The 12,638-nt window shown below is 42.0% G+C and carries 12 protein-coding genes; 4 read left to right on the top strand and 8 right to left on the bottom strand.

What is annotated here, in order from left to right; translation table 11 throughout:
- Positions 1–256: 256 nt before the first annotated feature.
- Positions 257–406, bottom strand: coding sequence for a hypothetical protein (locus ACYUCY_RS13035; RefSeq protein ID WP_460226941.1), 150 nt, complete (start codon positions 404–406; stop codon positions 257–259).
- Here ACYUCY_RS13035 and ACYUCY_RS13030 point away from each other — a divergent pair.
- Positions 396–1,751, top strand: a complete 1,356-nt coding sequence (locus tag ACYUCY_RS13030; protein WP_460226940.1) for an adenylate/guanylate cyclase domain-containing protein — start codon at positions 396–398, stop codon at positions 1,749–1,751. The genes ACYUCY_RS13035 and ACYUCY_RS13030 overlap by 11 nt on opposite strands.
- Positions 1,752–1,770: 19 nt before the next feature.
- Here ACYUCY_RS13030 and queF read toward each other — a convergent pair whose 3' ends face one another.
- The 4 genes from queF to ACYUCY_RS13010 all read right to left on the bottom strand — a co-directional run bounded on the left by queF (position 1,771) and on the right by ACYUCY_RS13010 (position 5,179).
- The gene (gene queF, locus ACYUCY_RS13025) at positions 1,771–2,604 is read right to left on the bottom strand and encodes an NADPH-dependent 7-cyano-7-deazaguanine reductase QueF (RefSeq protein WP_460226939.1); all 834 of its coding nucleotides are present in this window, start codon (positions 2,602–2,604) and stop codon (positions 1,771–1,773) included.
- A 195-nt stretch (positions 2,605–2,799) separates the two neighbouring features.
- Positions 2,800–3,573: an ABC transporter permease gene (locus tag ACYUCY_RS13020; RefSeq protein WP_460226938.1), complete on the bottom strand. Its 774-nt coding sequence runs from the start codon at positions 3,571–3,573 to the stop codon at positions 2,800–2,802.
- Positions 3,570–4,499, bottom strand: coding sequence for an ABC transporter ATP-binding protein (locus ACYUCY_RS13015; protein ID WP_460226937.1), 930 nt, complete (start codon positions 4,497–4,499; stop codon positions 3,570–3,572). Before ACYUCY_RS13015 ends, ACYUCY_RS13020 begins: the two co-directional genes overlap by 4 nt.
- A gap of 221 nt (positions 4,500–4,720) precedes the next feature.
- Positions 4,721–5,179 (bottom strand): Hsp20 family protein, encoded by a 459-nt coding sequence (locus tag ACYUCY_RS13010; protein WP_460226936.1) that lies wholly within the window; start codon positions 5,177–5,179, stop codon positions 4,721–4,723.
- Between the two features lie 624 nt (positions 5,180–5,803).
- Here ACYUCY_RS13010 and ACYUCY_RS13005 point away from each other — a divergent pair.
- On the top strand, positions 5,804–6,682 hold the full coding sequence (locus tag ACYUCY_RS13005) for a hypothetical protein (RefSeq protein WP_460226935.1): 879 nt from the start codon (positions 5,804–5,806) through the stop codon (positions 6,680–6,682).
- A gap of 26 nt (positions 6,683–6,708) precedes the next feature.
- On the opposite strand, the gene ACYUCY_RS13000 is transcribed toward ACYUCY_RS13005, so the two are convergent.
- Complete coding sequence (locus tag ACYUCY_RS13000) at positions 6,709–8,100, bottom strand: FAD-binding oxidoreductase (protein WP_460226934.1); 1,392 nt, start codon at positions 8,098–8,100, stop codon at positions 6,709–6,711.
- A 230-nt stretch (positions 8,101–8,330) separates the two neighbouring features.
- Here ACYUCY_RS13000 and ACYUCY_RS12995 point away from each other — a divergent pair, with 230 nt between their 5' ends.
- Positions 8,331–9,977 carry a Na/Pi cotransporter family protein gene (locus ACYUCY_RS12995; RefSeq protein ID WP_460226933.1) on the top strand — a complete coding sequence of 549 codons (1,647 nt, stop codon included), beginning with the start codon at positions 8,331–8,333 and terminating at the stop codon, positions 9,975–9,977.
- Here the strand turns inward: ACYUCY_RS12995 and ACYUCY_RS12990 are convergent.
- Both ACYUCY_RS12990 and ACYUCY_RS12985 read right to left on the bottom strand, forming a co-directional pair.
- A complete protein-coding gene (locus ACYUCY_RS12990; protein WP_460226932.1) occupies positions 9,974–10,270 on the bottom strand; it encodes a YciI family protein in 297 nt (98 codons plus the stop codon). The genes ACYUCY_RS12995 and ACYUCY_RS12990 overlap by 4 nt on opposite strands.
- 23 nt (positions 10,271–10,293) lie before the next feature.
- On the bottom strand, positions 10,294–11,226 hold the full coding sequence (locus tag ACYUCY_RS12985) for a helix-turn-helix domain-containing protein (RefSeq protein ID WP_460226931.1): 933 nt from the start codon (positions 11,224–11,226) through the stop codon (positions 10,294–10,296).
- A 137-nt stretch (positions 11,227–11,363) separates the two neighbouring features.
- Here ACYUCY_RS12985 and pobA point away from each other — a divergent pair, with 137 nt between their 5' ends.
- Positions 11,364–12,548, top strand: a complete 1,185-nt coding sequence (gene pobA, locus ACYUCY_RS12980; RefSeq protein WP_460226930.1) for a 4-hydroxybenzoate 3-monooxygenase — start codon at positions 11,364–11,366, stop codon at positions 12,546–12,548.
- The last annotated feature ends 90 nt before the right edge of the window (positions 12,549–12,638 follow it).

Below are 12,638 nucleotides of genomic sequence, written 5' to 3'. Positions count from 1 at the left end.
ATTTAAAGTACCAGCACCCCGCCAAACCTATACCCCTTACACCCTTCGAAAAAACTTAGTTCATTGATTCGGCGCTTATTACAACCGTTTACTCAATTGCTTTGGCCTATTGTCTGACGATGTAAATTCCACAAACTATAGTAGATACAATGCCTTACAAGGATAAATTACAGAGCAATGATAGGCAGCTGAGACACCACCCACTTAAAAGATGAACAAGAAACGAGACCTCGCGAGCACACAATCATGGACCATATCAAAATAAAATCAGCGTCCAATACCCTGCAAAAATCAAAATCTCGACACAACTTTTTGCCTGAAGGTCTTTGATGGTCGCAAAGCCTAATAACAAGCCCTCTTCTAGAGCTAAACCAAAAGCCTTGTCACGAAATAGCGTGACCGGCATTCCTTTATACCAATATTACTTTCGAGCACTCATCTGCTTCGCGGCAAGCGGCACTTTAGCGACGGACCTCACATGGCCTAATGTCGATATTGCTCGCGCTGCATTGATCGTAATATTACTTTCTTACACATTTTTAACTTATTACATCGTCAAGCGCGTCGACCGTGAGAAGTCAGCTTTAATCGCGGAACGCCTAACCTATGGCGATGCCGCTCTAATTGGCGTAGTCATTAATTTAATCGATTTCAGCTTGCTACCCTCCATCCTTTTCATCACCATGATTCAATTTAATGCCCTCCTCCAAGGTGGTGTAAAAAAATGGGCAGGAGACAATCTTGCGCTGATCGCTGGGATCATCGTTAGTTTATTATTGCATCGCCCAAACTGGGTGTTTAGCGGCAACCTAGAAATAAGCGCCGCGAGCCTTATTGGCATTACAACTTATTTTTGCGCTTATGCCCTCTACACTTACGGCAGAGTTAGAAAACTAAAAATGCTCAATGAACAATTACAAAATGAACAGCACCTCCACAAATTGCGCGCCTACAAACTTTCTCGCTACCTTCCGCCACCAGTTTGGCGGGCGATTAATGAAGGTCGAGATCGCGCTTTGGCGACAGAACGCAAACGTCTAACAATATTTTTCTGTGACATTAAAGACTTCAGTCAAATGTCGGAAGAATTAGAAGCTGAAACCCTCACCGAATTACTGAATAGTTTTTTAACTGAAATTACCAAAATCGCTACGAAACACGGCGGCACCGTAAACAAGTTTATGGGTGATGCGGTGATGATTGTATTTGGTGATACCAACGAAACCCAGGGCATAAAACCCGATTGTATTCGTTGTGTCGCGATGGCAATCGCGATTAAAAAACGTATGAAGGTACTACAACAAGAATGGTTTAAACGCGGCATTAAAAAACCTTTGCAAATTCGCATGGGGATCAACACGGGTTATTGTACTGTTGGCACCTATGGCACTTCGGAGCATCTGGATTACACCGTATTAGGCACCCATGTTAATCTCGCTAGCCGCCTAGAAACTGCCGCAGAGCCTGGTCAAATTTTAGTTTCTTACGAAACGTGGTCGCTCATTAAAGACGTCATAATGTGTCGCGATAAAGGCGATATATTGGTTAAGGGCTTTAGCCAGCCCATTCAGGTTTATCAGGTGGTGGACTTAAGAAAAGACCTTGGTAAAAACCAAAGTTATTTTGAGCAAAATATAGATGGCTTTTCAATGCACTTAGATATTGAGAAAGTTCGCAATTACGACAAAGATAAAGTTGTGCGCTCTCTATTGGAGGCTGCGGAGAGATTGAAAGATAAGGTAATAATTTAGAATAATAAGTTCAAAAAACTTACTGTCGGACTAAGCGAAATTCCGGCAATTCGTCACCACAATTCGTTCTAAACGGATTGATATCTAAACCACCACGACGCGTATATCTTGCGCAGACACTTAAACCTTCCGGTTGACATTTTTCAAGAATATCCATAAAAATTCTTTCAACACAACTTTCATGAAAATCGGCGTGCTCACGAAAAGACACAATGTACTTCAATAAACCTTCACGATCGATCGGTCTACCTAAATAGGAAATCATCACGCTTGCCCAATCGGGCTGTCCCGTCACTGGGCAATTCGTTTTTAGCAAATCACTATATAAAGTTTCTCGAAGTGATGGCGAATGCACATCAATTTGCAAAAAGCTGGGGTCAATCGAGTAGCTATCTATTGAGACGTCTAAACCATCTATATTCTCACCAGCAAAATGTCCCACACCGCCATTGGCCGCTTTTGCCAAAGGCAAAATACTGACCATCACCGGGCCGCCAATCGCTGTACTCAAATCGGACTCCAGTGTCTTAACCACTTCGTTATTATTATTAAAACGCGTCTGATTAAATGAATTTAAATACAATTTGAATGATTTAGATTCGATCAAATGGGAGCTACTACAAGGAAACAAAAATTTACCGACACCCACTTGCGGTTTGCCCTGAGCATTCAGCCACGACAATTCATAGCCAGTCCAAAGGTCCATACCCTTGAACGGCAAGGAATCATTATCTATACCGAGTGGGCTTCTATATTCAGAACGGGGAAGTGGGCACAGCAATGAGGGCGTATAGACAGATGTATACGTAGATTTTTTTCCCAAAGGGGACATGATAACTGATGGCTCGCCCATCTCAACCTCGTTGCACTTGACCAAATAATCATTGAATTAGCTGCAAGTGACTAAGCGTTAGTGGCTGGGTTCTGCGGTGAAGGTCATGACCAGCGAAGCTAAAACCCGATGCCACCAAAGCCGTCACCGAAAGTGAGGATTATAAGGTAATTTATCTACACCTCCGTCCGCCAAGCCGACCAACGGGCTATTTACTTAACTCCGCAGGCGCTGCCCCGCGTTCAATAAATACAGGGCTATAGATCCCAACAGAATGATAAAACCAATAATACATGCGAAGGCTATTTTAATATCGATATCCGATATACCGAGTATCCCGTAGCGAAAAGAATTCACCATGTAAAGAACGGGATTCAATTTTGATACGACTTGCCAAAAATCGGGAAGCAAAGAAATTGAATAGAAAACTCCACCGAGATAGGTCAAGGGAGTCAAAATAAACGTCGGAATAATACTAATATCATCGAAGCTTCGAGCGAATAACGCGTTTAAGAAACCGGCAATAGAAAATAAAATAGCCGTCAGAACAACAACGCTAACGGTAATCCCCCAGTGCTCAATAGAAAGATCGGTAAAAAACAATGAAACAAAAGTGACGATGGCTCCAACTGCCAACCCGCGCATCACACCACCCAAGACAAAGCCCAGCAAAATAATATAATTCGGTGTTGGCGAAACTAATATTTCCTCAATACTTCGTTGAAATTTAGTACTAAAAAAAGACGAGGCAACGTTAGAATACGAATTCGTAATCACCGACATCATAATCAAACCGGGGACGACGAAGGACATATAATCAAAACCACCCATTTCGCCTATTCTCGAACCTATCAGGGTTCCAAAAATTACAAAATACAGAGCCATGGTGATGACAGGAGGGATAAGGGTTTGCACCCAAATTCGTAAAAAGCGCTTAACTTCTTTTCGAGTAATTGTTATTAAGGCGATGAGCTGTTGTTGAGCACTCATTGTTGAGTCCCTCGCCCATTTTCAACCAATGATACAAATAATTCTTCTAGACGATTTGCTTTATTACGCATACTGGTAATATTGACCCCTTGTTCCGACAGACAATCAAACAAATCATTCAGTGATTGGCCTTTTTCTATCTCCACCTCCATGCAATGATCATCTACTCGGGAAATTTGATAAGATCCAATTTCAATCTCAGGTAATAACACTTCCTTGGTATCTAAAATAAAAACTTCTCTATTCAGAGTTTGCAGTAAGGCTCTGATACTGGTGTTCTCGACAATCTTACCCTTATCAATAATTGCTACATTTCGACACAAGCTTTCCGCTTCTTCTAAATAATGAGTAGTTAAAATAATCGTCGTACCCGCTTTATTAATCTCTTGCAAAAACTGCCACATCGATCGCCGCAATTCGATATCAACACCGGCTGTTGGCTCATCCAAAATCAAAAGTTTAGGCTCATGCACCAAAGCTCGGGCAATCATCAATCGCCGCTTCATCCCCCCAGACAAACTCCGTGAGCTATCCCTGCGTTTCTCCCAAAGACCAAGCTTACGCAAATATTTTTCCGCTCTCTGCTTAGCTATCGCCAATGGAATACCGTAATAACCGCCCTGATTGATAACGATATCTTCAACTTTTTCAAACTGATTAAAATTGAACTCTTGTGGGACTACGCCCAATTCTGATTTCGCAGCGGAGAAATCTTGATCAATATCCTTGCCAAAAATAGCGACATTACCCCCAGATTTTTTTACCAGTGAGCTTATCACTCCGATCGTTGTCGACTTACCAGCACCGTTAGGGCCTAGCAACGCGAAAAAATCCCCTGGTTGAACTTCCAGGCTAATGCCTTTTAAGGCTTCGAATTTATTATCGTAGATTTTACTAAGGTTCTGAATGGACAGTGCTACAGTCATATTTTTGCTGATTTAGTTAGGATAAAAAATGCGGCCTATTCAACCCGCCTATGGATAAATATGCAAGCGTTATGACGATAACATTAGCCCAGCCTTTCAAATAGGCTGAAGGTAATGAACGGTATGCAACACTAGCCGTATTAGTTTTTGTCCGCGGGTAGAATAAAACAAGGCCAGGATAGAATCCTGGCCTTGTCGTTAGAAATAAAGATCTCAATTGGCTAAGCGGCACTCAACTTTCTTTTTTCCGGTGCAGCTTGAGATTTAATTTCGATCGATCTCGGTTTCATGACTTCCGGTAGCTCGCGAACTAGCTCAATATGAAGCAAGCCGTTTTCATGGTTAGCGCCACTTACTCGAACATAATCGGCTAACTGAAAACGCCTTTCAAAGTTTCGCGCGGCAATACCTTGATGAAGAAATTTTCTTTCCTCTTTTTCTTCTCTTTTCTTGCCGCGAACAACCAAGGTGTTTTGTTCTGATTCAATTTCAAGTTCATCGCGATCAAAACCGGCTACTGCCATTGAAACTCGATATTCGTTTTCACTCTCAACCTCAATGTTATAAGGCGGATAGTTTGATTGACTTTGCTGGTTCACAGGTAAGCTATCCAACAAATTCGCGATACGATCAAAACCAATTGAAGATCGGTAAAGTGGTGCAAAATCTAATGTACGCATAATTATATCCTCGCAATTAAGCAATATAAGTGGCTTATTCAATGAATCAAGCCAAGGTTTTTTAGCCCAATAGGGCAAAGTTTAATCGAAGGTATCTTCGACGTATCGCCAGACATTCCGGCCGACACCTTAAAAGATATTGGGATAAGGGATTTTCTTTTCAAGTTTGGCGTTCAAAAAAAAGGAATAATTCACGTTACTGCAGACGGCCTAGCCCAACCTAACTACATGGCCATCGAAGCCAGAACTACTGAGCTTAAGTGAGGGTTTATGTCCACAATAGGACCCAGCGGCCACATCTGTTTATCAGGGCCCTTACCCATCTAAAGCCCAAACATTCTACATAAAGCAGATTCTAGCCGGTCTACCGAACTAGCGAAAAGCCCCAAGATATGGGCAAATAATCTTTTTATATCAAATAGTTATCGGAGCCTATTAAAGTTAAAACATATTGAACTACTCAAGCTGTGAAGCCACTCATTGACAGCTTTAGTAAGTCAAGGGAACATACCTACACTAAATTTTTCAAAGCAACATCGCGGGCTGCCATTGAACATGTTTTATAGTTTCTTTGGCCTTAAGAAACATTCTTCATTTGAAGCAAATTTACATTCCGGATAAATCATGAAACTTTCTTTCCCCAAAATGATAAGCAAGCACGTACAAGGTCTTTTATTCTTGTCTTTCGCACTAACGTCTTTTCTTTGGGCGTCTGCAGCACTCAGCCTCAAGCCCGAATATGAAGCCGATCGCCTGCTGATGGCAGCGGAACAGGCATTTGCAATCAGTGATTTTGATCAGGCTGCCGAACTTCTAGACAGAGCCAGTCAACTAGGCATTGAGCTACCCGCTGACTATGATTTTTTAAATGGCAGATTGTTACAACGTAGTGGCCAGTTAGAACAAGCGCGAGAAAAGTTAGAAAGCTATGTGGACAAAGAAGGTAACGAAGGAATTTACTACAGAGAAGCCCTGAATTTAATAACTGACATTGAACGCAAACAAAATCAGAAACAAGCCGTTGCCTCACTCAATACCGATTCCATTAATGAAAAAGTCGAAATTCGTTTAAGCGGTACCACCGAAGAATACGTCGCCGGTCTTCGCAATCAATATGGACTGAGTGATTCAAGACTCGCACTCGCTGCTCACATTAACAAACTATTAAAAGAAAATGCTTACACCAACGAGGGGGTGATTGCAGGTAGCCGTTTAGGTACACCAAGCCAACACCGAATCAATTCCACCTCTGCTGGCGAAGTCGTCTCGCTTAATAAAATAGGCGACGCAGAAAGCGACCCCTTTCGCGAAGATCGATTTCCAGTGTACGGCTTAAGCCCAACTATTAGTTTCGATTGCGGCAACACAGCGTCCTCTTGTTGGATTCGCCATCCGGTAACCAAACAGCCTTGGATACAAATAAGAGAAAACGAACGCGTCGCTAATGAAGTAGCAAAGGCGATATCACAATTGATCAGAGTACTTCAAAAAATAAACGCCTAAAAACCTTAACTCAATCGACCCAAAAATTAAAAAATCTTCCCTGGATTCATAATATTATTGGGATCAAAAATTTGTTTTATCGAGCGCATATAGCCGATTTCAGCTTCTGATCGGCTAAAGTGTAGGTACGGTTTTTTTAATAAGCCCACTCCGTGTTCCGCCGATATACTTCCTGAAAACTTTTCAATCAACGCGTAAACTTTTTCATTGGCTTGTTCACAGCGACGAAAAAAATCGTCTCGATCCAAACGATCCGGTTTCAAAATATTTAAATGTAAGTTACCGTCACCAATATGGCCGAACCAAACAATCTCAAAATCCGGATTTTCGTTCCGAATCACGTTCTCGATGTCATGAATAAATTCTGGAATTTTTGAGACCGCAACAGAAATATCATTTTTATAAGGCGTGTAAGCGGATAGCGACTCACTGACAAATTCGCGTAATTGCCATAAGGATTGGGCTTGGGCCTTACTTTTGCTAATCACACCGTCAACAATCAGGCCTTGTTCCAAGCAAGATTCAAATATTTCCATTGCTGCTTCAGCGGCATCATCTGTTTCGTTGTTATCAAACTCCAAAAGAACATAATAAGGACTCGTTTCCGCAAAAGGTCTTTGCAGGTTTTGCACCTTTGTTACAATCGTCATCGCTTTGTCGGAAAATACTTCAAAGGCATTGAGTTTAATTTTTTCTCTAAAGGCTGCCAGTAAAGTCATCACTGAATTTATACTGGGCGTCGCCAACACCATAACAGAAGGGTCTTGCGGAATTTTCGTTAATCTCATCGTCGCCTCAACAACGAAACCGAGCGTCCCCTCCGCACCAATAAAAAGCTGCCGCAAGTCATATCCCGTAGCATTTTTAACGAGCTTGTCATTTAATCGTAGAACCTCTCCCTTTCCCGTGACAACCGTTAGCCCCATCACCCACTGTCTGGTTAGACCATAGCGAATAACTTTAATACCGCCTGCGTTAGTAGAAATATTCCCACCCAGCTGACTAGAACCCGATGACGCAAAATCTACTGGATAGAATAAATGATTTTCTTCAGCAAAATTTTGAAGTTGTTCGGTCACAACTCCGGCTTGGCAGCGCACCGAACAGGCTATCGGATCGAACTCTTCGATCTTGTTCATTAAGTCAAACGCGACGACGACTTCCTGATTAGTCGCCACTGCTCCAGCACTCAGGCCGGTGCGTCCACCCGAAGGAACCAGGGGCAACTTATGTTGATTGGCGAATAGGACAATTCTTTGAACTTGTTCAAGGTTGCGTGGAAATACAATAGCCAAGGGGTTTGGCTCAAACTTTTTAGTTCGATCGACACCATAGAATTTCAAATTATCATCGTCGGTCAACACTCGGCCATCATCAACGATCGCTTCTAGCCCCGCAATAATACTTCCCGTATTCAAAATACCCCCCCAATAAACATCATGTTTGACAGTGTGGCTTCGAATCTTCAATACTCACGATTCAAAAACCACCAATTCTATTTTAAATTGAAGTGTATGACACTCCTAAATTGTCTATGTATACTTTTCACCATCCGGTATTCACGACTTCGTTACGGCCTAAATAAACAGTAACAAAAACTAACAAACGACTTGAACATTATATTTCTTACAACGCGAGTATCTATTCGATGATTACGCTGCTTAATCTTTTCGTCGGTTTGGCGATATTTCTTTATGGAATGTCTCAACTTGAAACCGCAGCCAAGAACTTAAGTGGTCGCAGGCTAAATACTTGGCTAAGCAATTCAACTCGAACTCCGGTATCGAGCGCCTTCAGCGGTATTGTATTAACCACAATATTACAGAGTAGCTCCTTGGTTGGTTTAATCGTGCTGGCCTTCGCCAGCGCTGGCGTAATTCCCCTAGTCAATGCAATAGGTGTTTTATTAGGAGCTAACCTTGGCACAACGTTCACCGGTTGGCTTGTTACTTTTCTGGGGTTCAAATTAGATATCGCAAAATTCTCGCTACCTTTAATTGCTTGCGGAGGATTTGTTCAAGTCATTCTCAGCAAGCAATCGCGAAGCCGTGAAATCGGTCTCTTAGTTCTTGGGCTTGGCTTGCTGCTTTTCGGTTTATCCCACATGAAGGACAGCGTCGCTGGGATACAAGAAGCTTTCTCGCTCGATAGTTTGCAAGGTCATCATGCCTTTGTCTACTTGCTCGTTGGCATGGCCCTCACCGCATTAATACAATCAAGTTCCGCAATGATGATGCTGGCACTGGCGGCATTAAACTCTCAGCTAATAAGCTTACCAGAAGCCGCCGCGGTGGTTATCGGCGCTGATTTAGGCACGACGAGTACGGTAATATTGGGAAGCCTGACTGGAAATACGATAAAAAAACAGCTCGCCTTCGCCCACTGTTTCTTTAATGTAGTCGTCGATCTTAGCGCTTTCTTTTTAATGTTGCCTTTTCTCGCTTCAGTATTAGCGATACTGAATGTTTCTGACCCCCTGTATGGTTTGGTCGTTTTCCATAGCCTTTTTAATTTTGCAGGTCTTATCTTGTTTCTGCCTTTTTTAAATATTTTTAGTCTTTGGATACAAAAAATATTTCAAGATGATCGCAGCGTTGTATCGTTACTTAACAAAATCCCGACAACTGTTCCTGATGCCGCAATGCCCGCGCTGGTCAATTCTATAAAAGAACTTTGGTTACAAGCTGTGTATCTAAATTTATTTCACTTCAAATTAGATTTTTCAGATATCGGTATTAAGGAAGAAACATTACTTGGCCGCTACAAGATTAGCGATATGGATTTTAGTGAACGCTACGAAGATATCAAAAGGCAAGAAGGTGAAATTTTGCGTTTTACGCTGAGACTACAGGAACAAGCATTACAAACAGAACAAACTGAAACCATTACACGCTTAATCGAAGTCGCGCGAGCCATAATTTATAGTGCAAAAACACTAAAAGACATTACGCGAAATTTACATAGCATCGAAGATTCCAGCATTCAACATGTTCGTGAGCTGTTTTCTCTACAAAGACAATATCAGCAAGAACTATATCGCCAAATTTTCAATTACGCGATAGAAAGCCACGACACCACCTTTGTTCAAGAAGAACTTAGCAAGTTAATAAGCAATAATGATTTACACCAGCAAAAAATGGATAAACTCGTCTATGAACATGCCAACAAACTGCATACCGAAGACGCCTTGACGTCTACTCAACTAAACGTCAACAGAGAGATTCATCACGCTACGAAAAATATTTTACTCGGACTGCAAACCTGGAATAGATCCCAGGCAGCAATATCTGTTTAATTTTTCGGATTTCCCAAGCCCCATACCCAAGGCCGAATCTGAACGTCTTCAAACAGCCCCGCCTTAGAATAAGGGTCTCCCGCCATTAACTCCTGCACTGCTTGAATTGATTCAGCTTCAGCAATAATAAGCGTTCCATTCATGGTTTCATCCGCTTCGCTCAACGTCGGGCCACCATGTATTAACTTTACCGCTTGCGTATGAGCGCCAAGATATTTTAAATGTTCAGGTCTAGTTGCTTCGCGTAAAGCCAGACTGTTTGGTTTATCGGTAGTAAAAACGACGAAATACATAATTTATTTCCTTAAAAATTTAGCTACATTAATTGATCCGGTCGACGATGACTTCGGCGAAAAAATGAGGGGGATTCATTGGTATATTTATGAACAAAACGAGTGAAATAAGCGGGATCGTTAAAACCTAAGGAATAAGCAATTTCTGTAATCTGTAAATCTGTATAAGCCAACAAACGCTTCGCCTCCAATAAAATTTGCATATGGATATAGCGTTGCGCCGATTGGCCCGTTTCCTTTTTACAGGTGTTATTAAGTTGCGAAGTCGAAACGCCCAATTTTTTCGCGTAAAAAGAGATAGGTTTTGCATCTTTGTAATGCTGGGTCACTAAATGACTGAACCTATCCATTCTCAGCTTATATCGATCTACTGAATGATTAATGTGCTCGCTAGTGACTTCGCGGCTAATCATGACTAATAAGAGCGTCAACAACGACATCATTGCAGACAATTTTCCCGCTCGATTATGTTGATATTCTGAAGCAAAACTATCGAGTAAAAATGAAATATTTTTTCTTAGGGTTTTGTCCTTCGAAAGCTCAAGAACGATAGCCTTTTCAAATTGCGGGGTAACATTGGGCGTCAATGCCAACAGCTCGTGCAATAGAGCTTGAGGAAAGCTAACTACATGACCCGATGCTTCTTCATTGAAGGTAAAACCATGTACAGTTAACGGCGGTATCACCACCACACTAGGGCCAATCAAATTTATATGGTTTCCATCCAGGGTCATTTTCGAAGTATTTTTAACATAAATAAGTTGCGACAAGTTGTCATGCCGATGGGGGCTAATCTCCCAATTAAACAATGCGCTTCGCTGCTGAATATCTTCATAGTGCAGAGGTTCCGCCGTAGCCCAAGGTGCGCTTTCTCCATATAGCTTATAAACAGGAATTTTCTGGGGGGACATAGCAGCACTGGCCAAGGCGTAATTATCAGATTTGATCACTGACACGCATAATCCTAAAAAGTCCTCAAAAGTGCAAGTAATGTATGCAAATCATCCAAGCGAAAGGCTTTTAAGCGCCGTACACTTCAAAATATTCGCGAATAGTGCAAACACAAGAATAATTAACGTTACGGAGAATTGCCTTGAAAACTCAAGTCGCCATAATTGGTGCTGGCCCCTCGGGCCTTATACTCGCTCGCTTGCTCAGCTTACAAGGTATTCCTTCTGTCATTGTTGAACGTCAAACCCGCGAATATGTTGAAGCACGTATTCGTGCAGGTATTCTCGAACAAACCGCTGTCGATTTATTGCGTGAAGCGCAGGTCGTCGACAACTTGGACCAACATGGTTTGATTCATGGAGGGTTCAGCCTAGCGTTTAATGGACGCCAAGAACGAATCGACATGAATAAATTCACGGGAAAAAACGTCATTGTTTACGGACAAACCGAACTCACTAAAGATCTTTATGATGTGGTACTGAGTGACGACTCAATCACCGTTATCTTCAATGCCGAAAACGTCGAGCCGGTAAACTACTTAGAAGGGCACAAGCCACAAGTAAATTTCCGTCATAACGATCAACAAACAACGCTAGATTGTGATTTTATTGCTGGATGTGACGGCTATCACGGCCCTTCTCGCGCCAGTATTCCAAGTGGAATGATAAGAAACTTTGAGCGGGTTTATCCTTTCGGTTGGCTTGGTGTTCTTTCTGAAACACCTCCAGTTGACGAAGAATTAATTTATGCGAATCACGAGCGTGGATTCGCGCTTTGTTCAATGCGCTCACTCACTCGCAGCCGCTATTACATTCAAGTTCGCAGCGATGACAAGGTTGACAACTGGAGTGATGACGCTTTTTGGGACGAACTACGGAGACGTTTACCGAAACAAAATGCCGAAGCATTAATTACCGGCGCGTCGATAGAGAAAAGTATTGCAGCAACTCGAAGCTTTGTTGCTGAGCCCATGCGTTTTGGCCAATTATTCCTTGCCGGTGACGCCGCTCACATCGTGCCACCCACGGGCGCCAAGGGACTAAATCAAGCCGCGGCTGATATTAATTATTTATCAAAAGCATTTATTAAATTTTACAAAACTGGAAGTACAGATTTACTCGATCGATATTCAGAAGTTGCGTTACGAAGAGTTTGGGCTTCTGTTCGTTTTTCCTGGTGGTTTACTTCTCTTACTCATAATTTCAACGATGACCCCATCGAACATAAAATTCAATTATCCGAGTTAGATTACATTTTTAGCTCAACTGCGGGGCAAACTGTCGTTGCGGAAAACTATGTAGGACTACCATTTGAAATTTTTGAATAAAATGAATCAGGAACGGCAACCATACAAGGAACGCGCACAAAGAACACAAATAAAAATAAATAGGCAAAAAATTTTTACACAACACCTAGC

Source organism: Aurantivibrio infirmus (assembly GCF_054767315.1).
Note: the sequence above shows the minus strand (reverse complement) of the source record. Positions and strands in the feature narration are given on the sequence as shown.